This is a genomic window from Mycobacterium colombiense CECT 3035 (assembly GCF_002105755.1).
Lineage (GTDB): Bacteria > Actinomycetota > Actinomycetes > Mycobacteriales > Mycobacteriaceae > Mycobacterium > Mycobacterium colombiense.
In genome coordinates this window covers 1,989,480-2,014,371 of the sequence record NZ_CP020821.1, presented here as the reverse complement: position 1 = coordinate 2,014,371, position 24,892 = coordinate 1,989,480, and the positions used below count along the sequence as shown (strand labels likewise).

Annotated in this window: 18 protein-coding genes and 2 pseudogenes; 13 read left to right on the top strand and 7 right to left on the bottom strand. The window is 68.3% G+C overall.

Annotated features, from left to right (window positions below; genetic code table 11):
- The first annotated feature begins 246 nt into the window (after window positions 1-246).
- Together B9D87_RS09275 and B9D87_RS09270 are read left to right on the top strand one after the other, a co-directional pair.
- The gene (locus B9D87_RS09275; RefSeq protein ID WP_040630140.1) at window positions 247-714 is read left to right on the top strand and encodes an LppP/LprE family lipoprotein; all 468 of its coding nucleotides are present in this window, start codon (window positions 247-249) and stop codon (window positions 712-714) included.
- 325 nt (window positions 715-1,039) lie between these two features.
- Complete coding sequence (locus tag B9D87_RS09270) at window positions 1,040-2,449, top strand: nitrate/nitrite transporter (RefSeq protein WP_007770343.1); 1,410 nt, start codon at window positions 1,040-1,042, stop codon at window positions 2,447-2,449.
- Here the strand turns inward: B9D87_RS09270 and B9D87_RS09265 are convergent.
- The 3 genes and pseudogenes from B9D87_RS09265 to B9D87_RS09255 form a co-directional block, all read right to left on the bottom strand.
- Window positions 2,439-4,391 carry an acyl-CoA dehydrogenase family protein gene (locus B9D87_RS09265; RefSeq protein ID WP_007770344.1) on the bottom strand — a complete coding sequence of 651 codons (1,953 nt, stop codon included), beginning with the start codon at window positions 4,389-4,391 and terminating at the stop codon, window positions 2,439-2,441. The two genes, B9D87_RS09270 and B9D87_RS09265, sit on opposite strands and share 11 nt — an antisense overlap.
- A 99-nt stretch (window positions 4,392-4,490) precedes the next feature.
- Window positions 4,491-6,934 (bottom strand): annotated as a pseudogene (locus B9D87_RS09260) (ATP-binding cassette domain-containing protein).
- 132 nt (window positions 6,935-7,066) lie between these two features.
- Window positions 7,067-7,555, bottom strand: coding sequence for a MarR family winged helix-turn-helix transcriptional regulator (locus tag B9D87_RS09255; protein ID WP_007770346.1), 489 nt, complete (start codon window positions 7,553-7,555; stop codon window positions 7,067-7,069).
- A gap of 109 nt (window positions 7,556-7,664) precedes the next feature.
- On the opposite strand from B9D87_RS09255, the gene B9D87_RS09250 reads away from it, so the two are divergent.
- The 4 genes and pseudogenes from B9D87_RS09250 to B9D87_RS09235 all read left to right on the top strand — a co-directional run bounded on the left by B9D87_RS09250 (window position 7,665) and on the right by B9D87_RS09235 (window position 12,851).
- Window positions 7,665-9,707 carry an ABC transporter ATP-binding protein gene (locus tag B9D87_RS09250; protein WP_007770347.1) on the top strand — a complete coding sequence of 681 codons (2,043 nt, stop codon included), beginning with the start codon at window positions 7,665-7,667 and terminating at the stop codon, window positions 9,705-9,707.
- On the top strand, window positions 9,704-10,558 hold the full coding sequence (locus B9D87_RS09245) for a CbiQ family ECF transporter T component (protein WP_007770348.1): 855 nt from the start codon (window positions 9,704-9,706) through the stop codon (window positions 10,556-10,558). Before B9D87_RS09250 ends, B9D87_RS09245 begins: the two co-directional genes overlap by 4 nt.
- Window positions 10,559-10,586: 28 nt before the next feature.
- Window positions 10,587-11,048, top strand: a complete 462-nt coding sequence (locus B9D87_RS09240) for an SRPBCC family protein (protein WP_007770349.1) — start codon at window positions 10,587-10,589, stop codon at window positions 11,046-11,048.
- Window positions 11,041-12,851 (top strand): annotated as a pseudogene (locus tag B9D87_RS09235) (sulfatase family protein). Before B9D87_RS09240 ends, B9D87_RS09235 begins: the two are co-directional and overlap by 8 nt.
- Window positions 12,852-12,854: 3 nt before the next feature.
- Here B9D87_RS09235 and B9D87_RS09230 read toward each other — a convergent pair.
- Window positions 12,855-13,301 (bottom strand): Rv2324 family transcriptional regulator, encoded by a 447-nt coding sequence (locus B9D87_RS09230; protein ID WP_007770351.1) that lies wholly within the window; start codon window positions 13,299-13,301, stop codon window positions 12,855-12,857.
- A 123-nt stretch (window positions 13,302-13,424) separates the two neighbouring features.
- Between B9D87_RS09230 and ddaH the strand changes: the two genes are divergently transcribed.
- Genes ddaH through B9D87_RS09215 form a run of 3 tightly spaced genes read left to right on the top strand, consistent with a single transcriptional unit; the run spans window position 13,425 to window position 17,018 of the window.
- Window positions 13,425-14,288: a dimethylargininase gene (gene ddaH / locus B9D87_RS09225; protein ID WP_007770352.1), complete on the top strand. Its 864-nt coding sequence runs from the start codon at window positions 13,425-13,427 to the stop codon at window positions 14,286-14,288.
- A complete protein-coding gene (gene rocD, locus B9D87_RS09220; protein ID WP_040629736.1) occupies window positions 14,285-15,535 on the top strand; it encodes an ornithine--oxo-acid transaminase in 1,251 nt (416 codons plus the stop codon). The genes ddaH and rocD overlap by 4 nt, the downstream gene beginning before the upstream one ends.
- A gap of 28 nt (window positions 15,536-15,563) precedes the next feature.
- A complete protein-coding gene (locus B9D87_RS09215; protein ID WP_040629737.1) occupies window positions 15,564-17,018 on the top strand; it encodes an APC family permease in 1,455 nt (484 codons plus the stop codon).
- 7 nt (window positions 17,019-17,025) lie between these two features.
- Here B9D87_RS09215 and B9D87_RS09210 read toward each other — a convergent pair whose 3' ends face one another.
- The 3 genes from B9D87_RS09210 to B9D87_RS09200 are packed head-to-tail and all read right to left on the bottom strand — an operon-like array spanning window position 17,026 to window position 20,043.
- Window positions 17,026-18,366 carry an extracellular solute-binding protein gene (locus B9D87_RS09210; protein WP_007770357.1) on the bottom strand — a complete coding sequence of 447 codons (1,341 nt, stop codon included), beginning with the start codon at window positions 18,364-18,366 and terminating at the stop codon, window positions 17,026-17,028.
- Window positions 18,363-19,187: a carbohydrate ABC transporter permease gene (locus B9D87_RS09205; protein WP_007770361.1), complete on the bottom strand. Its 825-nt coding sequence runs from the start codon at window positions 19,185-19,187 to the stop codon at window positions 18,363-18,365. The genes B9D87_RS09210 and B9D87_RS09205 overlap by 4 nt, the downstream gene beginning before the upstream one ends.
- Window positions 19,174-20,043 carry a carbohydrate ABC transporter permease gene (locus B9D87_RS09200; protein ID WP_174320905.1) on the bottom strand — a complete coding sequence of 290 codons (870 nt, stop codon included), beginning with the start codon at window positions 20,041-20,043 and terminating at the stop codon, window positions 19,174-19,176. Before B9D87_RS09200 ends, B9D87_RS09205 begins: the two co-directional genes overlap by 14 nt.
- 73 nt (window positions 20,044-20,116) lie before the next feature.
- Here B9D87_RS09200 and B9D87_RS09195 point away from each other — a divergent pair, with 73 nt between their 5' ends.
- The 4 genes from B9D87_RS09195 (at window position 20,117) to B9D87_RS09180 (ending at window position 24,792) form a co-directional block, all read left to right on the top strand.
- Window positions 20,117-21,634 carry a TldD/PmbA family protein gene (locus tag B9D87_RS09195; protein ID WP_007770364.1) on the top strand — a complete coding sequence of 506 codons (1,518 nt, stop codon included), beginning with the start codon at window positions 20,117-20,119 and terminating at the stop codon, window positions 21,632-21,634.
- 49 nt (window positions 21,635-21,683) lie between these two features.
- The gene (locus B9D87_RS09190) at window positions 21,684-23,057 is read left to right on the top strand and encodes a TldD/PmbA family protein (protein ID WP_007770366.1); all 1,374 of its coding nucleotides are present in this window, start codon (window positions 21,684-21,686) and stop codon (window positions 23,055-23,057) included.
- A gap of 40 nt (window positions 23,058-23,097) precedes the next feature.
- Complete coding sequence (locus B9D87_RS09185; protein WP_040629738.1) at window positions 23,098-23,955, top strand: carboxymuconolactone decarboxylase family protein; 858 nt, start codon at window positions 23,098-23,100, stop codon at window positions 23,953-23,955.
- 411 nt (window positions 23,956-24,366) lie between these two features.
- Window positions 24,367-24,792 (top strand): hypothetical protein, encoded by a 426-nt coding sequence (locus tag B9D87_RS09180; RefSeq protein ID WP_007770370.1) that lies wholly within the window; start codon window positions 24,367-24,369, stop codon window positions 24,790-24,792.
- Window positions 24,793-24,892 lie beyond the last annotated feature (100 nt).

The window sequence follows — 24,892 nt, the reverse complement described above, 5'->3', positions numbered from 1 at the left end:
TGTTTCGGCATCGCTGCCCGAAATTTCCCCCGGTTTACTTCTTCCTCTCAACGGCCAACGCGCCGGTGTGAAATCGCCGGGGGAATTCATGGCCCAGGATCGCGTTGGTGCAGGTCACCGTTGACCGCCCGTCCCGGTTGAGGTTACTCAGGGCAACTCTCGAAACGCTTCTCGGAACGGGGTTTTTGACCAAACCGATGGGACATTCACAGTCTTCGCTAAGCTCACCGCGTGCGTCAGCTCATTGTGATCTTCCTGGTTTTGCTGGCCTCCGGCTGCGGCTGGAAGCCTCCCGCGCCGCCGCAGGCCCGACCCGCCACCTGCAAGGACTCCGATGGACCCACGGCCGACACCGTGCGTCGGGCCATCACCGCGGTTCCCATCGCCGTCCCCGGCACCATCTGGGTGGAGATGGGCCGGGGACACACGCGAAACTGCCGGTTGCACTGGGTGCAGATCATCCCGACGATCGCCAGCGAATCGAGTCCGCAGCAATTGCTGTTCTTCGACCACAACACGCCGCTCGGCAGCCCCACTCCGAACCCGAAGCCGTATATAACCGTGCTACCGCCTTCGGAGGACACCGTCACCGTTCAATATCAGTGGCAGAAGGGAAATGATCAGCTGTGCTGTCCCACCGGGATCGGAACGGTGAAGTTCCGGATCGGCCCGGACGGCAAGCTGCAAACCCTGGGCAAGGTTCCGAATCAATAACGTTTCACAGCAATGACTTCCCCGCGCGCCCGTGCCCTCGCCGAGAACCAATCGCGTTGTGTAACAGGTATCGTCGCGTCCCGCGGCGGTCCGGGATTCAAAACCGCTCGGGGCGAAGCTGTTTCGGCCCGGCCGCGGCGGCGCCGAACCCGCACGTCGTTGATTCAGGAAATTCTCATCACACGATGCGGGATTGCTTGGGAAGTCCTGTCATCCTGGGCGGCCGGTGCCGGGTGCCACCGGGCGGCCAGCGACACGGGCCGGCCGCCGGGCGGCCCGGCATCCGTGTGACGCCTGTACGCGTTGAGGCTGGAAGGCAGGTTTGATGGGGTGGTCACGACGGATCTCGCACTGGGACCCCGAGGACGGCGCGGCCTGGGAAGCCGGTAACAAGGTCATCGCCCGGCGCAATCTGATCTGGTCCATCGCGACCATGCATGTCGCGTTTTCGATCTGGTACCTGTGGTCGGTGATGGTGCTGTTCATGCCGCAGGCCGTCTACGGTTTCTCCACCGGTGACAAGCTGTTGGTGGGCGCCACCGCGGCGTTGGTGGGGGCGCTGGTGCGCATCCCGTACGCCATGGCCACGGCCCGGCTGGGCGGCCGCAACTGGGCGGTGTTGTCGTCGTTGGTGCTCCTGATCCCCACCGTGGCCGCCATCGTGCTGTTGGCGCACCCCGGGCTGCCGTTGTGGCCGTATCTGGTGTGCGCCGCGCTCACCGGCCTGGGCGGCGGCAACTACGCGGCCTCGCTGGCCAACGTCGAATCCTTCTTCCCGCAGCGTCGCAAAGGCTTCGCGCTGGGCCTCACCGGCGGGATCGGCAACCTGGGCGCGGCGAGCATCCAGGCCGTTGGGCTGGTCGTACTGGCCACGGCGGGTAACCAGGCTCCGTACTGGGTGTGCGCCGTCTACCTGGTGCTCTTGGCCGTCGTCGGCGTCGGCGCCGCGCTGTTCATGGACAACCTGGATCACTTCATCGAGGTCGCGCACGTGCGCTCCGTGCTCGCGGTGCCCGACACCTGGGCGATCTCGTTTCTCTACATGTGCGCCTCGGGGTCATTCATCGGGTTCGCGTTCGCGTTCGGCCAGGTGATCGCGCACAACCTGATCGCCGGCGGGCAGACTCACGCGCAAGCGGCCCTGCACGCCGCGGAGATCGCCTTCATCGGACCGCTGCTCGGATCGGTGGCGCGGGTGATCGGCGGCAAGCTGGGCGACCGCTTCGACGGCGGCCGCGTCACGCTGACCGTGCTGGTCGCGATGATCGCCGCCGGCGGGTTCCTGGTGGCCGTGAGCACCCACGACGACCTCACCCGCGGCCCCGGCGCACCGGTGTCGATCTACACCACCGCCGGCTACATCGCCGGATTCATCGCCCTGTTCATCTTCTGCGGCGTCGGCAAGGGCTCGGTGTTCAAGCTCATCCCCTCGGTCTTCGCCGAGCGCAGCCGCGCGCTGGACCTCGACAACACCGAGCGCCGCCACTGGGAACGGGTCAGATCGGCGGCCTTGATCGGGTTCGCCGGATCGTTCGGTGCGCTGGGCGGCATGGTGATCAACCTGGCGCTGCGGGAGTCCTACACCACCACGGGCACCGAGACGCCGGCCTTCTGGGCATTCATGATCTGCTACGTCGCCGCGGCCCTGTTGACCTGGGTGAGGTACGTGCGGCCGCAGCGCGCGGCCCCCGCACCCGCGCGGATGCCGATCGCCGAGCAGCCCGTCAGCTCGTGAGGGCCTCGGACAAGTTCTCCGGGTGCAGCATTTCGGCGTCACGCAACCGCGCCGGTACCCCGAAACCGTCGACCACGGTCTCGGCGTGCGGGCGCAGCGCCCGGCAGCGGTCGTTGATCCCGCGGGTGACCGCCTTGGCGCGCTCGGTGGACAGGTAGCGGTGCTCGATGTACCAGGCCTTGTCGTCCTCGATCACCGACAGCGCGTACAGGTCGCACAGGATGCCGAGCAGTTCGCGGGCCTGCTCGTCGGGGCATGCGTCGATCCCCGCCACGAACGCTTCCAGCACCACGCGGTCGATGTGGGCGCTGGCCGCGTGCAGCACGTGATCCTGGACCGAATTGAACGCGTCGAATTCGGACATCTCTTTGGATTTCGCCTGCAACCGGCGCGCCACGGATGCGAGCAGGTATTCCTCGCGGTCTTCGAACATCTTGATCTGGGTGCCGCGGTTGAACAGGCTGCCCTCTTCCTCGCTGTCCTGACGGGCGTCCACGATCGTTTGGATGATCGCCTCTGCCGCAGTGCGTTTCACGACGCGTTCACCAACGGTGTTGGCGGCGAAGCGAACCCATTCGACCGGGCTCATGCTCTTGATGTCGTCGGCGTAGGCGGTCAGCAGCTCCTTGGCCACCAGCTGTGTCAGCACGTGGTTGTCGCCCTCGAACGTGGTGAAGACATCGGTGTCACCCCGCAGCCCGATTAGCCTGTTCTCGGCCATGTAGCCGGCGCCGCCGCACGCCTCGCGGGACTCCTGGATCGCGCGGCTGGCGTGCCAGGTGTTGGCCGCCTTCAGCCCGGCGGCACGCGCTTCCAGCTCGCGCTGCTCGTCGGCGTCGGGGGCGTCTGCGCTCTGCACGTCGTGGCACTTGCTGACCAGCTCGTTCTGGGCGAACTGCAGTGCGTATGACTTCGCGATCAATGGGAACAGTCGCCGCTGGTGCACCAGGTAATCCATGATCAGCACCTCGGAACCGTCACCGGGTGCGCTGAACTGCCTGCGCTGCAACGCATATCGGGTGGCGATATCCAGCGCCACCCGGCCTGCGGCGCCCGCGCTGCCGCCCACGGTGATCCGCCCGCGGACCAGGGTGCCCAGCATGGTGAAGAACCGGCGGTTGGGATTCTCGATCGGCGAACTGTAGGTGCCGTCGGCCGCGACGTCGCCGTACTTGTTCAGCAGGTTGACCCGCGGGACGCGGACGTGGTCGAACACGATGCGCCCGTTGTCGACGCCGGGCAGCCCACCCTTGTACTCGCAGTCCGACGTGGTGACGCCGGGCAGGTCGTTGCCGTCCTCGTCGCGGATCGGCACCAGGACGCAGTGCACACCGTGATTGACCGGCTTACCGTCCTCGGTGGTGATCAGTTGCGCGAAAACCGCTGCCATGGTTGCGGTTTCGGCGGCGCCGCCGATGTAGTCCTTGCGGGCCGACGGGGTCGGGGAGTCGATGACGAACTCTTGAGTCTGCGGATCGTAGGTCGCGGTGGTCTCCAGCGACTGCACATCGCTGCCGTGTCCCGTCTCGGTCATCGCGAAACAGCCGCGCAATTCCAGGCTGATGATCTTGGGCACGTAGGTCTCGTGGTGGCGCTCGGTGCCCAGGTTTTCCACGGCCCCGCCGAACAGGCCCCACTGCACACCGGCCTTCACCATCAGCGACAGGTCCGACATCGCCAGCATCTCGATCATGGTGATCGCCGCGCCGACGTCGCCGGTGCCACCGTGTTCCTTCTTGAAACTGTCGGCGGCCGCGCCGAAGGCCGCCATGATGCGCATCTGCTCCGCCACCTTGGTGCGGGCGATCACGGTATTCGGGGTGTAGTGCGGGCGGAACAGGTCCTCGGTGAGCGTGTCGCGCATCCGGTTTCTGACGTCGCGCCACCGCCCGTCCAGGGTGTTGCGCAGATGCTCGGCAGTGGTTGTCGTTTCAGGCGCCATAAAGCCGACAGTAATGGGCGGTTCGCGTCGCGGCGAACATCGCCGACGGCTCGCCGAACGAAACTTCGCGGCGGCCCACAGCCGCCGGCGCGGGCAGACTCAGCGCTCGGGATGACGAGCTTGCGGCGCCGGGTCCGGCGACGGGCCGCGGTTTTCGCCGAGGGGCGACCGCAGCCGATAGAGCGCGACTCCGGCCGCGATGACGCCGAACAGCACGAGCATCCCCATGTCGAACACCCACCAGCCGCTGTAGTGGGTCCACGTCACGGCGTTGGCGGCCAGCGAGTCGACCCTGCGCAGGTTCGTGGTGGATGCCGCGGCCGCGAAACCCCACTGGGCCGGGACGAACCAGCTGATCTGCTGCAGGCCCAGCACGCCCACCAGCTGCACCAGGCTCCCGTTGAACAGTGCGGACGCCAGGATCACCGGGATCACCAGCGGCAGGACCTCCCGCAGCGACTTGCCCAGCGACGACAGCGCGAGGCCGATGACCGCGGAGACGATCGCGGTGACGGCCACGCTCACGTAGAGCTCGACCGTGGCGTTGTGCAGCAGGACGGCGCTCCGTCCGGGCTCGCCCTTGACCGCGACGACGATCGCGAAGACGACGGCCGTCCAGACGGCGGCGGCCAGGCTGTACACGGTGATCTTGGCGGTCAGGTAGCTGGGCGCGGACAGGCCGATCTCCTGCTCGCGGCGGAAGACGCGATGCTCGCACACAACCGTGCGGATGGTCAGCGCGGTGCCGATGATCACCGCGGCGATGTTGAGGGCGGCCAGGATCTCGATGGCTTCGTGCGCGTTCGTGCTGCCCGGGTCGGGTCGCGTCAGGCCTGCGTCGCCCGGGACCAGCAGCGCGAGCCCCGCCAGCACGAACGGCAGGATCACCAGGAAGGCGAGGTAGCTGCGATCGCCGAGAAGCAGGCGGACCTCGCGACGGGCCAGCAACCGGATCTGCCGGCTTCTGGACAGCGCGCGCGGCGGCGGACCGGGCGCCGCGACTTCTGGCGGGGTGGCCGCCGCCGTCTGCGGGCGCGCACGGAAGGCGCGGTGGGCCCCTCGGGATCGGCGCCGACCTGCGCCAGCACCCGTGACCAGTCGGTGGTGCCCATCGCGGACTCGATCTGCAGGGGCGTTCCGAGGTATGCGAGTTTGCCCGCGCCGGTGAGCACCATCACCTGGTCGCACGCGTTCACATCGGTGAGCGAGGTGCGCGCCGAAATCGCGACCACGACGGCGCAGCCGAGGTTGGCCTGGTGCCGCAGCATCGCCATGACGTGGCGCTGCTGCGCCGCATCCAGTCCGGCGGTGGGTTCGTCGACCACGAGCAGGCCTGGCCGGCTGACGAGTTCGACAGCCAGCGCGGCGCACCGGCGTACCTCGGGCGGGAGTTTGCGGATTCTGGTGTCCCGGTGCGGCGCCAGCCCGAGTTCGTCGAGAACCTGGCTGACCACGCGGTCGCGCTGCTCGGGCACCGTGTCCGGCGGCAGCCGGAGTTCGGCGGCGTATTCCACCACCTGCGCGACGGTGAGCTGCCGGTGCAGCCGGTCGTCGCGGGCGACCACCCCGATGCGGGTGCGGATGGACTCCGGCTCGGCGTGGACGTCGTGTCCGTCCACGGTGACGCGCCCGGCGCTGAGCTTTCTGGTGCCGGCCAGCAGCGCGAGCAGCGCGGAATTGCGCGCGGCCGACGGCCCGATGACCGCGGTCATGGCGCCGGGACGCGCGGTGAACGAGATGCCCGACAGCGTCTCGCGGCCATCGACCGTCAGCCCCAGCCGGTAGGCGGTCACGCCGGTGGTGCGTGACGCGGTTTGCAGCGGCAGCCGAAACGTGGAGTTGGGTTCCTCGGTGCGGAAGGAGGGGCGCTGGGCGCGCAGCTTGCTGGTCACCATCCGCTCGATCAGGCTCGGGCCCTTGTGCGGCTCGGGTTCCGCGGTGGGCGGAGGCGCCGGCGGAGCCGGTGGCTGAGCCGGGGGCGGGGGGACCGCACCCGGCGGCGGCGGTGGCGGAGGGCCGGGCTGGACAGGCCGCTGGGCGGCGGGCGGCGGGGGCGTGACCACGGGCATCCGCCGGGTGGCGCTCTGCGTGGGAACCCGCGGGTCGGGGTCGTTCGGACGACCCGGCGGTGGCGCGCCCGGTGGAACCGGAGGCGCCTGCGGGGGATACGCCGGGCCCGCCGGTGGCGGAGGCCCGGGCGGTCCGGGCGAGGCCGCGGTTTGAAAGACCAGGCGCGGACCGTGCTGTGGATCCCCGATGCTGATCCCCAGGCCGTCGCGGATCTCGAGTGTCGACACCCGCGATCCGCCGGCGAAGATGCCGCGTCGGCTCAGATCGATGGCCACCCAGTGACTACCCGTGAACCGCAGGATCACGTCCACCCGCGGCGGCGGGGGCTGAGACGGCCCGCCCGGAGCCGGCAGCGGAATGTCACACCCGGGGCCGTAGCCCACGATCACGTCGCGGCCCGGGGTGAAGACATACCGCGCCGATCCGGCCCATACGGTCAGCGAGGCCGGAAGGGCCGAAGCCTCGGTCGGCATGGCCGCCACCTTTCGTCACCGGTCAGCTCGATGTGGTCTCGGCTTCAGGGCCGCCCCGCCCGGAGGCGCCGGTCGCCGCGCTCGCTTAAGTGTCTACCCTCGCCCGAGCTTCAACCGCCAGCGGCGCACCGCTCACAGCGGGTTGCGGCGGCCCGAAAGCGAGGTGGCAAGCGAAGCGTTGTCCAGTAGCCCGCGCAACACGTCGACCGCTTGCCTCAGCACCTGCCGGTCCGCGTCGTCGAGCAGCGCCAATTGGGGTTCGATCGCGGCGGCGCGGTCGGCCCGAACCGCGTTGAGCGTGCGACGGCCCTCGGCCGTGATGCGGATCCGCACCGCACGCGCGTCACCGGGGTCGACCATCCGGGTGACCAGGCCCGCCTCCTCGAGGCGGCGCACCTGCGTCGTCATCGTCGGTTGCGAACAGTGGTCGACGGCGGCCAGGTCACCGATGCGGGCTTCGCCGTGGGCTTCGATGGTGGCCAGTAGCCTGGCCTGCGCGGCCGGCAAGGGCATCTGGATGCGCTGGGTGGCCATGCGGTTCAACCGCGCGACCACGGCGAGCAGGTCGGCCCCCAGTCCCTGCGCTCCCTCGAGGTTTGCGGCATCGACGACGTTGTCCATGTATCCATGGTTGCATAGCTTTGCTAAGCGAGGCCGGAAGGACGACGCGTGCCGCGCAAAACGCCATCTTCAGCGGACACCCCTTCTTCCGGCTGGCAGAATCGCCCAAGTGACCTTGCTGCGTTTCCGGCGATCGAAGGAAGGGGCGCTGCGGCCGAATGAGTTGGCACAGGCCGCGGTCATGGGGGCCCTCTGCGCGGCGATCGAGATCCTGGCCGCGGTAATCCCATTCGCTCAGGGACTCGGCGTGCTGGGCACCGTGCCGATGGGGCTGCTGGCCTATCGCTACCGGCCCCGAGCGCTGATCGCGGCGACGGTGGCCGGCGGGGTGATCGCCTTCTTGATCGCCGGGCTGGGCAGCCTGTTCATGCTGATCGACTGCGCCTGGGTGGGCGGATTGTGCGGCATCGTCAAACGCAAAGGCCGCGGCTTGCCGACGGTCGCCCTGTTGGCGCTGGCCGCCGGAGTGCTCTGGGGCGCCGGATGGGTCGCGGTGCTGGCGGTGCTGACCCGGCTGCGGCACTTGTTCTTCGACGTCATCACCGCGAACGCCAACGGCGTCGCGGCATTCCTGAACTGGGTCCACCTGCAGGGCGTCGGTGCGGGGTTGAAGCGGTACGTCGCCGACGGGATCCAGCACTGGCCGTTGCTGATTTTCCCCTACATGGTCCTGTTGGTCGTCATCGTCGCGTTCATCAGCTGGTCGGCACTGTCCCGCCTCCTCGAGCGGATGCGCAAGATCCCTGACGTCCACAAGCTGGACGCCACCGATGACGCGCGCACGCAAGGCAGTCCGGTGGGGCCGGTGCCGGTGCGGTTGGACAAGGTGCGGTTCCGGTACCCGGGCGCCGAGCAGGACGCGCTGCGCGAGGTCAGTCTCGATGTCCAGGTCGGCGAACACATCGCGGTGACCGGCGCCAACGGTTCGGGGAAGACGACGTTGATGCTGATCTTGGCCGGCCGGGAGCCGACGGCAGGCAGCGTCGAGCGCCCGGGAACCGTCGGACTCGGCGAGATGGGCGGCACGGCAATTGTGTTGCAGCACCCCAAAAGCCAGGTCCTGGGCACGCGTGTCGCCGACGATGTGGTGTGGGGATTGCCCCCGGACGCCGAGATCGACGTCGATCAACTGCTGCACGAGGTGGGCCTCGATGGGCTGGCCGAACGCGACACCGGAAGCTTGTCCGGCGGGGAACTGCAGCGCCTCGCCCTCGCGGCCGCGCTGGCGCGGGATCCCGCGCTGCTGATCGCCGACGAGGTCACCACCATGGTCGACCAGCAGGGGCGAGATGCCTTGCTGGGCGTGCTCTCTGGCCTGGCCAAGCGGCACCAGACGGCGTTGGTGCACATCACCCACTACGACAACGAGGCGGCATCCGCGGACCGCATCATCAAGCTCAGCGATTCACCGGACAACGCGGTGACGAGCGACACCGCGGCCGCGCCCGTCCAGGCCGGCGCCGTCGGTGACGGCGCGCGAACGCCGGTGCTGGAACTCATCGACGTCAGCCACGAATACGCCAGCGGCACACCATGGTCCAAGGTCGCCCTGCGTGATGTCAGCTTTGTGGTGGAGCAGGGCGACGGGGTGTTGATCCACGGCGGCAACGGGTCGGGTAAGTCGACGCTGGCCTGGATCATGGCCGGCCTGACCAACCCGACCGCCGGCACCTGCCTGATCGACGGCGAACCCACCCACGAGCGCGTGGGCGAGGTCGCGCTGTCGTTCCAGTCCGCCCGGTTGCAGTTGATGCGCGATCACGTCGATGCCGAAGTCGCGTCCGCGGCGGGCTTTTCGCACCTCGACACCGACCGCGTGGCCGAGGCGTTGATCTCGGTCGGGCTGGACCCGGCGATGGGCAAGCGCCGGATCGACCAACTCAGCGGCGGCCAGATGCGCCGCGTGGTGCTGGCCGGTCTGCTGGCGCGCTCCCCGCGGGCGTTGGTCCTCGACGAGCCGCTGGCGGGATTGGACATCGGCAGCCAGCGCGGCCTGCTGCGGCTGCTGGAGAGCCTGCGCAAGGAACGCGGCCTGACGGTGGTGGTGATCTCCCATGACATCGTCGGGCTCGAGGAGCTCTGCCCGCGGACGCTGTTCCTGCGCGACGGCATGCTGGAAACGGCGTCGACCGCGGCGGGGGGTATGTCATGACCGCACCCGCGGACGCCAAGCCGGCGCCAAGCCGCACCCGGCGCACGCATCGTCCGGTGGTGCTGCTGGTGCCGGTGCCCGGGACGTCGAAGATCCACGAGTTGTGGGCCGGTACCAAACTACTTGTGGTCCTGGGCGTTTCGATACTGCTGACCTTGTACCCGGGCTGGGTGACAGTCGGGCTGATGTTGGTCTTGCTGATCACCGCCGCCCGGCTCGCCCACATTCCCCGCGGCGCGTTGCCGTCGCCGCGGCGCTGGATCTGGATCGCCCTGGCGGTGGGCGCCGTCACCGCCGCGCTCGGCGCCGGCAGTCCGGTGATCGAGATAGCCGGGGTGCACATCGGGCTGGGCGGAACGTTGCACTTCGTGCGGGTGACCGCGCTGTCGATCGTGTTGATCGGCCTGGGCGCGATGCTGTCGTGGACCACCAACGTCGCCGAAATGGGTCCGGCGCTGGCGGCTTTGGGCCGGCCACTGCGATGGCTGCGGATTCCGAGCGACGAATGGGCCGTCGCCCTGGCGCTTGCGTTGCGCGCCTTCCCGATGTTGATCGAGGAATTCCAGGTGCTCTACGCCGCCCGGCGGCTGCGCCCCAACCAGGAACCGCGGAACCGCCGGGCCCGCCGGCGCCAGCAGGCCCGCGACATGATCGATTTGCTCACGGCGGCAATCGTTGTCACGCTGCGGCGGGCCGACGAAATGGGCGACGCGATCACCGCCCGCGGCGGCATCGGCCAGCTGGCGGCCGCACCGGCGCGACCGAAACTGGCGGACTGGGTGGCGTTGGGCATCACCATCGCGGCCGGCGCCATCGGAGTGGTGATCGACGCGATGTTGCAGTTCCATTAGGCAACTCGGGGTCCGGCGGCGTGAACAGATGACCGCGATCCAGCGCACGCGCACCATCGCGGCTCGCGTCGACGACATCTGGAATGTGCTGGCGGACTTCGGCTCGATCAGCGCGTGGGCCGGCAACGTCGACCACTCGTGCATCCTGCACGCCGGACGCAACGGGCAGCCGGTCGGCACCGCCCGGCGGGTCCAGGTCAAGCGCGACGCCCTGGTCGAGCGCATCACCGAATTCGAGCCACCCCGCGCCCTCGCGTACGACATCGACGGCCTGCCGCGCCGCCTGCGCAGGGTGTCCAATCGCTGGACGCTCGCCGCGGCCGCGGGCGCGGCGGTCCCCGAAACCCGGGTGACGCTGACCAGCACCGTCGAAATCGGCCCTCGCCCAACGCACCGGCTGGCCGAACGGATCCTGTGCCGCTTCCTTGCACGACAGTTCGACGCGATGCTGGCCGGCCTGGCAAACCGATTGGAGGACGGCCGTGTCTGATCGCCCCGGCCCCCGCCCCGACGTCATCGTCATCGTTACGGACGAAGAACGCGCGGTGCCGCCCTACGAGGCGCCCGAGGTGCTCGCGTGGCGCGATCGGATACTGTCCGGGCGCAGGTGGTTTGAGGAGCACGGCGTCAGCTTCGGTAGGCACTACACCGGCTCCCTGGCCTGCGTGCCCAGCCGCCCAACGATTTTCACCGGGCACTATCCCGATCTGCACGGGGTCACCCAGACCGACGGCATCGGGAAGACCGCCGGCGACTCGCGCATGCGGTGGCTGCGCCAGGGCGAGGTGCCCACACTGGGCAACTGGTTTCGCGCCGCCGGCTACGACACCCACTACGACGGCAAGTGGCACATCTCGCATGCCGATCTCATCGACCCGGCCACCGGCCGGTCGCTGGCCACCAACGACGATGACGGGAACGTCGACCCCGGTGCCGTACGCCGCTACCTGGAGGCGGATCCGCTTGCACCGTTCGGCTTCTCGGGCTGGGTCGGCCCAGAGCCGCACGGGGCGGCGCTGGCCAACGCCGGCATTCGCCGCGACCCGTTGATCGCCGATCGCATCGTCGCCTGGCTCACCGACCGCTACGCCCGCCGTCGCGCCGGGGACCCGGCCGCGTTGCGTCCGTTTCTGCTGGTGGCCAGCTTTGTGAATCCCCATGACATCGTGCTGTTTCCGACGTGGTCACGACGCGGCCCGGTCAAGCCGTCACCGCTGGACCCGCCGCCGGTGCCCCCGCCCCGACGGCGGAGGAGGACCTGTCCAGCAAGCCCGCCGCCCAGATCGCCTTCCGCGAGGCGTACTACTCCGGGTACGGCCCGGCGCCCGCGATCGAATGGACCTACCGGCGCAACGCGCAGCGCTACCGCGACCTGTACTACCGATTGCATGCCGAGGTGGACGGGCCGATCGATCGGGTGCGGCGGGCCGTCACCGACAATGGTTCACGCGACGCGGTGCTGGTGCGCACCGCCGATCACGGCGACCTCCTGGGTGCGCACGGTGGGTTGCACCAGAAATGGTTCAACCTCTACGACGAAGCCACTCGGGTGCCGTTCGTCATCGCGCGCGTCGGCGTGCGCACGACGCAGCGCCGGGTGGTCGAGGCGCCGACCTCGCACGTGGATCTGGTCCCGACGTTGCTCGGCGCGGCCGGCATCGACGTGGACGCGGTGGCGGCCACGCTCGCGGAGTCGTTCTCCGAAGTGCACCGGCTGCCGGGCCGCGACCTGATGCCGATCGTCGACGGCGCGGCCGCCGACGAAACCCGGGCCGTTTACCTGATGACCCGCGACAACATGCTCGAGGGAGACAGCGGGGCTTCGGGTTTGGCGCGACAACTGAAACGTACCGTCAATCCACCGGCGCCACTGCGAATCCGGATTCCGGCTCACACCGCATCCAATTTCGAGGGACTCGTCGTCCGCGTCGACGAGGCGACGGCCGCCGGCGGCGGCGGGCATCTGTGGAAGCTGGTCCGCACCTTCGACGACCCGGGAACGTGGACCGAACCCGGAGTCCGTCACCTGGCCGCCAACGGGCTTGGGGGAGAGGCCTACCGGACGTCGCCGGTCGACGACCAATGGGAGCTCTACGACCTGACCACCGACCCGATCGAAGCCGCGAACCGGTGGACCGATCCGCTACTGCACGACCTGCGCCAGCACCTGCGCACCCAACTCAAACACGTCCGGGCCAGTTCGATTCCCGAGCGAAACAACCCGTGGCCGTACGCATCTCGCCGCCCGGCACCGGCCCGCACGCGGCGGTTGCGGGCGTTCCGTCGGCGCTGAGCGTTACGGGCGCGTCCGGTCGATAAGGTTGGACAACACGACGATGCTCTCACTGCGCTCGATGTCCGCACTTGACCGGATTTTCTCCAAAGCCGCCTCCAGATGCCGCATGTCGCGGGCGAGCACATGCAGGATGGCGTCGGGGGTCCCGGTCACCGTCGCGGCGCTGAACACCTCGGGGATGTCCACCCAGGCCGCTCGCAACTCGTCCGGTGCGATCCGGCCGTGGCAGAAAACCTGCACATAAGCCTCGGTGTTCCAGCCGAGCGCGTTGCGGTCGATGACCGTGGTGAAACTCTTGATGACGCCGCTGTCCAGCATCCGGTCCACGCGCCGCTTCACCGCCGGCGCAGACAGATTCACCTTTTCACCGATCTCGGCGAAGGTGGCGCGCGCATGCTCGGTCAGCTCGGCGAGGATGCGCTCGTCGGTTTCGTCCAAGCGCTCCATGGCACCCCTTTCCTACGGCGATGCAACAAATCGACGACTTCAGCACTGTAACGCAATAAATCGACGCTAGACACGCAATATACGTGGTTTGATTAACGACAGCACGCTAAATATCGTTGATTCATGACGGAACAACACGTGCTGACGCCCCGGGCCGCAGGGCCGGCCCGGCCCGCCGCGCCCGGTCGCACGCCCGGTGTCCGTCGGTACGCGATGACGCCGCCGGCCTTCTTCGCGGTCGAATACGCGATCAATCCGTGGATGGACGTCACCACGCCCGTCGACGCCGGCCTCGCACTGGCGCAGTGGGAACGGTTGCGCGAGACCTATGTACGGCTGGGGCATCAGGTGGAGGTGATCGAACCCGTGCCGGGGCTTCCGGACATGGTGTATGCCGCCAACGGCGGGTTCGTCGCGCACGATGTCGCGATCGTCGCCAGGTTCCGGTTCGCCGAGCGGGCCGGCGAATCGCGCGCCTACGCCCGGTGGATGGCGTCGCTCGGCTACCGGCCGGTGCACACCCGCCACGTCAACGAGGGGCAAGGTGACCTGCTGAAGGTCGGCGACATCGTGTTGGCCGGGTGGGGATTCCGCACCGACCGGCGCGCGCACGCCGAAATCTCCGCGGCGCTGCGCGCGCCGGTGATCTCACTGGAGCTGGTGGACCCTCGTTTCTACCACCTCGACACCGCCCTGGCCGTTCTCGACGATCGCACCATCGCGTTCTACCCGCCGGCGTTCAGCGCCGACGCCCAGGAGCAGCTGGGCGCGCTGTTCCCGGACGCCATCATCGCCGACACGGCCGATGCCTACGTGCTGGGTCTCAATGTCGTCTCGGACGGCCTGCACGTGGTGCTTCCCAGCGCGGCAACGGGTTTCGCCGCGCAGCTGCGCCGGGCCGGCTTCGAGCCGATCGGCGTCGATCTGTCCGAGCTGCTCAAGGGCGGCGGTTCCGTCAAGTGCTGCACCCTGGAGGTATTCCCATGACGATTCTCGATGCGCAGACGTCGCAGAAGGTCACCGCCAATCGGATCGATGCCGCCATCAGGTTGGCGGAAAAGCGCGCAGCGCACAACTATTCGCCGCTCCCGGTGGTCGCCGCAAGCGCCGAGGGTGCGTGGATCACCGACATCGAGGGCCGTCGCTACCTGGACTGCCTGTCCGCCTATTCCGCGGTGAACTTCGGCCACCGCAACCCGGAGATCACCGCGACCGCGCATGCGCAACTCGACACCGTGACGTTGGTCAGCCGCGCATTTCACTCCGACAAGCTCGGGCCCTTCTGCGCAGCGCTGGCCTATCTGTGCGACAAGGACATGGTGCTGCCGATGAACTCGGGCGCCGAGGCCGTCGAAAGCGGCCTCAAGGTCGCCCGCAAGTGGGGCGCCGACGTCAAGGGCGTACCCGCGGACCAGGCCAACATCATCGTCGCCGACAACAACTTTCACGGCCGCACGATCAGCATCGTGAGCTTCTCCTCGGATCCGGCCGCGCGAAACGGGTTCGGGCCCTTCACCCCGGGATTTCGTTCGGTGCCGTTCGGTGACGCCGCCGCCCTCGCGCAAGCCATCGACGACAACACCGTCGCGGTGCTGTTGGAGCCCATCCAGGGCGAGGCCGGCATCATCGTCCCGCCCGACGACTACCTGCCGGCGGTCCGCGCGCTGTGCAGCGAGCACAACGTGCTGATGATCGCCGACGAGATCCAGTCGGGCCTGGCGCGCACGGGTTACACGTTCGCGTGCGATCGATGGCGGGTCGTCCCCGACGTCTACCTGCTGGGCAAGGCGCTGGGCGGCGGGGTGGTTCCGCTGTCGGCGGTGGTGGCCGACCGCGACGTCCTGGGCGTGTTGCATCCCGGCGAGCACGGCTCCACGTTCGGCGGCAACCCGCTGGCCGCCGCCATCGGCACCACCGTGGTGTCCATGCTGGCCCGCGGCGAATTCCAGGCCCGGGCGACCGCGCTGGGCGCCAACCTACATCGGCGGCTGAGACAGCTGATCGGCCACGGCGTCCACGAGGTGCGGGGCCTGGGTCTGTGGGCCGGCGTCGACGTCGACCCCTCGCTGGGCACCGGCAAGGAGATCAGCCTGCGGCTGGCCGACCGCGGCGTCCTGGTGAAAGACACCCACGGCTCGACGCTGCGCTTCGCTCCACCTTTGGTGGTCACCGCCCAGGAGATCGAGTGGGCGGTGGGCCGGCTTGCTGCGGTATTGCGGGAGGCTGCCTCATAATCAGCTGATCCGGCCACAGGAGGGGCGCTTGCCAGCCACGTCGATCAGCCTGAAAGAGCAGATGCTCCGGCGGCGCCCGGTGGTGGGTGCGCACGTCGCCCATGGGGCCGCCGATCACCTCAAACGCGGTATCGGAACATTCCAGCTGACCATGTTCGGGGTCGGCTCGACCGTCGGCACCGGCATCTTCTTCGTCATGGCCGAAGCCGTGCCGCAGGCCGGACCGGGGGCGATCGTCTCCTTCCTTCTCGCGGGCTTCGCCGCCGGGCTGGCGGCCGTCTGCTACGCCGAATTGGCTTCGGCGGTGCCGGTTTCGGGGTCGTCGTATTCGTATGCCTACACCACGCTCGGCGAGGTGGTGGCCGTGGGCGTGGCGGCGTGCCTGCTGCTGGAATACGGGGTGGCCACCGCCGCGGTCGCCGTCAACTGGAGTGGCTACCTGAACAAGCTGGTGAGCAACGTGCTGGGATTCCAGCTGCCGCAGGCTTTGTCGGCCGCGCCCTGGGATTCCCAGCCGGGTTACGTGAACGTGCCTGCGGTGCTGCTGATCGTGATGTGCGCGTTGCTGCTCATCCGCGGCGCCAGCGAATCGGCCAAGGTCAACGCCATCATGGTGATGATCAAACTCGGCGTCTTGGTGGTCTTCGCCGTCGTTGCCTTCACGGCGTTCGACGCGAGCCATCTTCGTGATTTCGCGCCCTTCGGTGTTTCCGGGATCGGTTCGGCCGCCGGCACCATCTTTTTCTCCTACATCGGCCTCGACGCCGTGTCGACCGCGGGCGACGAGGTGAAAGATCCACAGAGAACGATGCCGCGCGCCTTGATCGGCGCGCTGCTGACGGTCACCGGTGTCTACGTCCTCGTCGCGGTAGCCGCGCTGGGCGCCCAGCCGTGGCAGAACTTCGCCGGCCAACAGGAGGCGGGGCTGGCCACCATTCTCGACAACGTCACGCACGGCGGCTGGGCGGGCACGATTCTGGCTGCCGGAGCGGTCATTTCGATCTTCAGCGTCACGCTCGTCACCATGTACGGCCTGACCCGCATCCTGTTCTCCATGGGCCGCGACGGGCTGTTGCCCGCGAGGTTCGCGACGGTGAACGCACGCACCATGACGCCGGTGAACAACACGGTGATCGTTGCGATCGTGGCCTCGGCTCTGGCCGCATTCATCCCGCTGCAAAAGCTCGCCGACATGGTGTCGATCGGCACGCTCACCGCGTTCGTCGTCGTTTCCGTCGGGGTGATCGTCTTGCGGGTGCGCGAGCCCGACCTGCCACGCGGATTCAAGGTCCCGGGCTATCCCGTCACGCCGCTCCTGTCGGTGGCGGCCTGCGGCTACATCCTGGCCAGCCTGCACTGGTACACCTGGATCGCGTTCAGCGGCTGGGTGTCACTGGCGTTGATCTTCTATTTCGTCTGGGGCCGCCACCACAGCGCGCTCAACGACGAGACGGTCGCGCGGTCAGCGGACGACACCCGGTGACGGGCCCCTACTGGCGCGCAGCGGCGGTGTTGGCCGCGGCCTGAGCCCGCCGCAGCGTCGACGCGACATCGCCTCGGCCCAAGAACATTTCGGCGAAGTACGGCTGCAGGGCGTCATTGCCGGCCGCAAAGCCGGCACCGCCGGGCGCAGCGATGCGCGGACCGTCGAGGACGGCGAAAAAGGGTGTGACGTCGACGCCTCGCGCGGCCCAGTACCGGAAGTAGACCGGTTGGGCCGAGGTCACCGCCGGGATGGCCGCGCCGTAGCTGCCCAGGTATTCGTTGCCCTTCTTGCTGACCATCCAGGCCAGCACCTGGCGCACGGCGTCGGGGTGTTTCGTCGCCGCATTGCCCGCCGCGGCAATGCCGTTGGTGACGCTGACCCGGCCCACCGGCCCGGCGGGCATCATCGCCACACCCCAGTGGAAGCGGGCATCGCGCGCCACCGGAGCCAGGTTGTAGGTGCCGGACTGGAAGAGCGCCATCCTGCCGGCCAGGAACTGGTTGCGGGAGAAGTCGCCGTTGTCGTTGGTGTCGGCGGCGGGTGGCGCGACGTGGTCGCGGTTGATCAGGTCGACCAGATACCGAAAGGCGGTCACGGCAGCCGGGTTGTCGAACGCGAACTCATCGCCCCGCTGGAACACGCCGCCGGCCGATCCGATGTAGTTCAGGTAGATGCCCTGGGGGTCGTTGGCCGCGTTGTATGCCCACTGCCGCACCCGCCCCGCGTCGAAACGCGATGTGTCGCCCCGGTTTCCGTCGGCGTCGACGGTCAGGCGGCTTAGCATCGGACGCAACGTGTCGCCGCCGTCGGGGCTCCACCGCAACGCGTTCAGCTGAGCGGGATCGACGCCGGCCGCGGCGAGCAGATCCGCGTTGTAGTACAACGCGATTCCCGCGTCGGTCAGTTGCGGCACGCCCCACAGCGTGCCGTTGCGGGTGAACTGCTCGACGACCGGCCGCTCCCAATCCGAGGCCGCGTTGTGCCCCAACGCTTCGCCGATGTTCAGTAGCCGGCCGCTGTCGGCGTACGCCGCGAGGTAGGCGTTGGACAGCCAGAAGATGTCGTCGGCGCTGCCGCCGGCGACATCGGTGCGCAGCGTGTTGAAGTAGGTCGAGTACGCCACCAGGTTCAGGTGCACCTCAATGTCGGGGTGCGCGCGGCTGAAGGCCTCGAAGGATTGCCGGTAGGCCGCGCCGATCTGGTCGCCCCAGATGCGCACCGTGACGACGGTCTTGCCGCCGTGGGGCTGGCCGGAGTAATCCAGCAGCACCGCCATCGCCGCCAGCAGCACCGCCACCAGCGCAACCGATCCCGCGACCAGGGTGGAGAAGCGGGGCCGGGTCACTTGAGTCCCGAGACGACGATCGACGCCACGATGTGACGCTGGAAGACGACGAACAGCGCGATCAGCGGGGCGATCGCGATCGTGGTCGCCGCCATAACCAGGGTCCACTGGGAATTGAACCGCGACTGCAGGTCGGCGGTCGCGACGGTGAGCACCCGCCACTTGTGCCCGCTGGTGATCACCAACGGCCACATGAAGTTGTTCCACTGCGAGACCACCGTGATCAACGCGAGCGCGGCCAGGACCGGGCGGCTGGACGGGATCACCACGTGCACGATCACGTCCAGCGTGTTGGCCCCGTCCAGGTGGGCGGCGTGGATCAAGTCATTAGGGATGATCCGGAAGTGCTCGCGCAACAAGAAGATCGCGTACGGCGAGCCGAACATGAACGGCAGCACCAACGCCCAGAACGTGTTGCGCAGACCGAGCTGGGCCATCATCAGATACATCGGCACCACCGTGACTGTGCCGGGCACCATCAGCGTCGCGATGTAGACCCAGAACAGCGCGTCACGTCCGGGGAATTGCAGGCGCGCGAACGCGAATCCGGCCAGCACCGAAAAGGTCAACTGGCCCACCAGGATCACCGCCGCCATTGAGGCGGTCACCGCGGCCGCCCGACCGAACCCGGCCCCGGCCAGGTCGGCGAAATTGGACAGCGTGGGGGGTCGCGGCAGCTGCAGCGGGGTGCCCGTGACGAACTGGTGCGCCGAGGTGAACGCCGTCAGCAATCCAAGTGCGAACGGCGCCAACGTGATCAACGCACCCAGCGACAGCCCGGCGTAAATCGCGACGTTGGTGGTGCGACTAGGTGAGGTCATAGCTGATCCGTCGCCGGAAGTACAGATGCTGAACCACGGTGACCCCGATGAGAATGACGAACAGCACCACCGCCATCACCGACGCCCGGCCGATGGATGCCGAACCGAAGGCCTCGGCGTAGATGCGATGGGCCACCAGGTCGGTGCTGCCGGCCGGTCCACCGCCGGTCAGCGCGTACACCATGTCGAAAACCTGTGCGGTGCTGACGATCCCGGTCACCAGCACGAAGAAGGTCGTCGGGCGCAGCATGGGCATGGTGATGCGCCAGAACCGCTGCCACCCGGTGGCGCCGTCGGTGCGTGCCGCGGCGTAGATGTCGTCGGGAATGGCCAGCAGGCCGGCCAGGAAGGACAACGAGACGTAGCCGACGTTGGTCCACACCACCACGGCCGACACGAGCGGCAGCGCGAAGCTGGGATCCGACAGCCACCCGATGCTGTGCCCGAGCGCGGTGCTCACGGCGCCGTCCGTGGGAGCCAGGATCCAGCGCCACAGCACCGCGATGGCCAGCGGCGCGCAGATCCACGGCAGCACAAACAGGGTGCGAAACAGATTGGTGCCGCGCAGCTGGCGGGCCAGCATGGTCGCGGCCAGCAATCCCAGCGCGGTCTGCGCCGGCACCACGATCGCCACGAAGGCGACCGTGACGATCAGCGAGTTGCCGAACCCGGCGTCGGTGAGCACCGATCGCCAGTTGGACAGGCCGACAAAGTGCAGGGGGCCGAGCAGATCCCATCGGCACAGGCTCAGCCAGAGCACCACCAGGATGGGCAGCAGCAGAAAGGCCAGCACGCCGAACAGGCTGGGTGCCAGCAGCGCGTAGCCCAGCGCGGTGGATCGAGGCTGTTTCCTCAGCACCGCGCTGGCCATAGGCTAATTAAAGCGGGCGCCGCCGGGGTTTGGGGCGACCGGCCGTTACGGTGGAAGCGTGACACCGAACCGGGGGATCGATGCCGACTTCCTGGACCTGCCACGCCACGACCTGGCCGACGCCGCGCTCTCGGCGGCCAAGGCGGCCGGGGCGACGCACGCCGACCTGCGGGTTCATCGCATCATTACCGAGATCATCCAGCTGCGCGACGGCGAGCTGGAGACCGCGGTGATCAATCGTGAGGTCGGCCTGGCGGTGCGGGTGATCGTCGACGGCACCTGGGGATTCGCCTCGCACGCGGAGCTGGCGCCGGCGGTGGCCGCCGAGACGGCGCGCCGCGCGGTGCACGTGGCCACCACGCTGGCGACGTTGAGCAGCGAGCGCGTCGAGCTGGCGCCCGAGCCGGTCTACGCGGACGCGTCCTGGGTGTCGGACTACCGGATCGACCCGTTCGACGTCTCGACCACCGAGAAGATCGCCGTGCTGGAGGACTACTCCGGGCGGCTGCTGAGCGCCGACGGCGTCAACCACGTGTCGGCGATTTTGACCGCCGTCAAGGAGCAGACGTTCTACGCCGACAGCTTCGGCTCCTCGATCACCCAGCAGCGGGTGCGGGTGCTGCCCTCGCTGGAGGCGGTGACGGTCGACCCCGCGGCCGGCAGCTTCGATTCGATGCGCACGCTCGCGCCGCCGATGGGCCGGGGCTGGGAGGTGTTGGCCGGCGACCAGGTGTGGAACTGGACCGACGAGCTGGCGCAGCTGCCGTCACTGCTGGCCGAGAAGATCAAGGCGCCCACCGTCGATCCGGGGCGCAAAGACCTGGTGATCGACCCCACCAACCTGTGGCTGACGATCCACGAATCAATCGGGCACGCAACCGAATACGACCGCGCGATCGGCTACGAGGCGGCCTATGCCGGCACGTCGTTCGCCACGCCGGACAAGTTGGGCACCATGCGGTACGGGTCGCCGGTGATGAACGTGACCGCCGACCGCACCGTTGAATTCGGTTTGGCCACCATCGGTTACGACGACGAGGGGGTGGCCGCGCAAAGCTGGGACCTGGTGCGCGACGGCATCTTCACCGGCTACCAGCTCGACCGGGTGTTCGCGCGGCGGCTGGGGCAGGCCCGCTCCAACGGCTGCTCGTATGCCGACTCACCGCACCATGTGCCGATCCAGCGGATGGCCAACGTGTCACTGCAACCGGCGCCCGACGACATCGGCACCGACGACCTGATCGGCCGGGTCGACGACGGCATCTACATCGTCGGCGACAAGTCATGGTCAATCGACATGCAGCGCTACAACTTCCAGTTCACCGGCCAGCGATTCTTCCGGATCCGCAACGGCCGGCTGGACGGTCAGCTGCGCGACGTCGCCTATCAGGCCACCACCACCGAGTTCTGGAATTCGATGGAGGTGGTGGCGGGAGCGTCGACCTGGCGCCTGGGCGGTGCGTTCAATTGCGGCAAGGCGCAGCCGGGGCAGATCGCGGCGGTCAGCCACGGCTGCCCGTCGGCGTTGTTCCGCGGCGTCAACGTGCTGAACACCCGCACCGAGGGCGGCCGATGATCCGCGCCGGCGACGATGCAGGGCGCCAAGATGCTGAGGAGCGGCGCCGATGATCACCGCACAGCACGTCGTCAACATCGTGCTCGACGAGGCGGCCAAGCTCGGCCGCGCCGACGAGACGATGGTGTTGGTCACCGACAAGGTCGAGGCCACCTTGCGTTGGGCGGGCAATTCGATGACCACCAACGGGGTTTCGGTGAGCCGCAGCGTGACGGTGATTTCGGTGGTGCGTCGCGGGTCCGGCGCGCGCATCGGCACGGTGGTGTCCGCCGAGGCCGACCCGCGCGTGCTGCCCGGGCTGGTGGCCGCGTCCCAGGAGGCGGCCGGCGCGGCGCCGGAGGCCGGTGACGCCGCGCCGCTGCTGACCGACACCGGCGTGCCCGTGGATTGGGACGCGCCGGTGCCCGGCACCGGGCCGCTGGTGTTCTCCGACGTGGCCGACTCGCTGACCCGCGGCTTCCGCGGCGAAGACCGGCTGTATGGCTTTGCCCACCATAGTGTTTCGACCACCTTCCTGGCATCGTCGACCGGATTGCGGCGGCGTTTCACCCAGCCCACCGGGGCGGTGGAGATCAACGCCAAACGCGGCGACGCCAGCGCCTGGGCGGGCGTCGGGACACCCGACTTCGTCGATGTGCCAACCGATTCGCTGCTCGAGCAGCTGTCGACGCGGCTGGGCTGGGCGCGGCGCAGCGTCGAATTGCCGGCGGGACGTTACGAGACGATCATGCCGCCGTCGACGGTGGCCGACATGATGATCTACATGGCGTGGTCGATGGCCGGCCGCGGCGCACAGGAGGGCCGGACCGCGTTCTCCGCACCCGGCGGCGGGACCCGGGTGGGGGAGCGGCTCACCGATCTGCCGCTGACGCTCTACTCCGATCCCATGGCGCCGGGACTGGCCTGCACGCCGTTCGTCGCGGTCAGCAGTTCGTCGGAGACGGTGTCGGTGTTCGACAACGGCGCTGAGATCAATCAGGTGGACTGGATCCGCGAGGGAGTGATCAACGCGCTGGCCTATCCGCGGGCCACCGCCGCCAAATACGACGTCGACGTCGCGGTGGCCGCCGACAACCTGGTGATGACCGGGGGGACGGCCAGTCAGGGCGACATGATCGCGGCCACCGAGCGCGGCCTGCTGCTGACCACGCTGTGGTACATCCGCGTCGTCGACCCCACCACCCTGTTGTTCACCGGGCTGACCCGCGACGGTGTCTACCTCATCGAAAATGGCCAGGTGACAGCGGCGGTCAACAACTTCCGGTTCAACGAGAGTCCGCTGGACCTGCTGCGCCGGGCCACCGAGGCGGGCGTCAGCGAAAAGACCCTGCCGCGCGAGTGGGGAGATTGGGCCACCCGCGCCGCGATGCCGTCGCTGCGGATACCCGACTTCCACATGTCATCGGTGAGCCAGGCCCAGTAATCCATTGCCGCAGGGCGGCGCACGTTCTAGCGTGTGACGAATGACGGCTCCGGTTTCTGTTCGAGAAGATCAGCTCACGCGGTTGGTGTCGTTGGCTCCAGGCGACGGTCGCTTGGCGGCGCTGGTTCGCCGGGTTTGCGCGCAGACGATGTCGCTGCCCCCGCTGCCCGCGAAAGCCGGTGTCGGCGAGCCGGACTCGGACGTCGCGGCCGCGGTCGCGGAATTCGCCGAACAATTCAGCGCCGACGTCGCCTCGGTCACCGCCGAGCAACGAGCGCGGCTCTGGAAGCACCTGGGGGACGACACCTTTGAGGTTGTCGTGCAGATGTACATCGCCGACTTCGTTCCCCGGGTGCGGGCCGGTCTGGAAGCGCTCGGGGTCGGCGCGCAGTACCTCGGCTGGGTCGCCGATCCGATCACCTGGGACCGCACCACCAATCCGTCGTATGCGGTGTTCAACGAATTTTTAATCGCGGTGGCGCGAATGCGTGCGCTCGACCCGCTGACGTCCGAGTTGGTTCGGCTGCGCGGGGCGGCGCAGCACAATTGCCGGTTGTGCAACTCCCTGCGCGAGGGCGGCGCGCTCGACGCCGGTGGTTCGGAAACGCTGTACGAGGAGATCGCGCGCTTCGAATCGTCGAGTTTGCTCGACGGGCGTGCTAAAGCAGCGCTGCGGTATGCCGATGCGTTAATTTGGACCCCTGCGCACCTCGCCGCCGACGATGTCGCCGAGGTGCGCTCCCGGTTCTCCGAGGCGGAGGCCGTGGAGCTCACCTTCGACATCATGCGCAATGCCAGCAATAAGGTCGCCGTGTCGTTGGGTGCCGACGCGCCGCGCGTCGACACCGGCACCGAGCGGTACCTGCTCGCCGCCGACGGCCGGACGGTGTTCAGCTGACGTTCGCCGACGCGCGCTGGGCGGCGCCGGGCCGGGCCGGTCTTAGCTGACGGGGTGGCGAGGACGGGTCGCGGCTGGCCACAGGCGTCGTGGCGCGGCGTGGTCGGCCGCTTGGCCCCTAGGCGGGTCGGGTCCGAGGGCACGAAATGTTAACCATTCGTACACTGCCGCGCAAGCGTCTGTTTCCGCTGTGTGTTGGGGTCATTCGCTACTTTTAGCGCGTTCGCCGACACTGATACGACACCGAGAAGTGACGGTAACGAGATGGCAGCGTGGCCCGAGCCGGATGGCCATGGATCGTGCGTCATTGGCTTGCGGTCCAGATGGCTTCTTCGGTCAGTTCGTTTGCAGGATTTCTAGCTTGGGTTGCGTCGGACGCGACAGCGTTCCCGCGCAGAGGGAGGTTCGGAAATGACAAGCACCCGTACACGCTCGCGCGTTCGCGTGTCATCGGTCTGGGCTGCCGGCCTCGCGCTGGGCGCCTCGATGCTCGGCGGCGCCGTGCTGTCAGCCCCGATCGCTTCGGCTACCTGCAATTTGACTCCGGCCGACGATCAGTACATCAAACTGCTGGCCCAGAACAAGATGGTGCACAACGCCGACTACAGCGATTGCCACGAGGCCGCTGAGGGGCGTTGGTTCGCCGATCAGGTGCGGTCCAATCCCAATCCGTTCGGTGAGGGCCAGGAACTGATCAACATGATCACGAACACCACCCCGATGACTCAGGCGCAGGCGGAGTGGGAGGTCGAGTCGGCGATTTACGTCTACGCGCCCGAACTGATCCCCAAGATCAAAGATCAAGCCGCGCAGGCGAACTGGCCCGCCGAGCACTAAGTGGTGAGGCGCTGCGGCGCAACAGATCTCGTAATTTGGACGTAAGCGGCCGTGAGGGTTTTCCTCCGGCCGTTTTCGTATTCCACGTCAGCTAACTCGA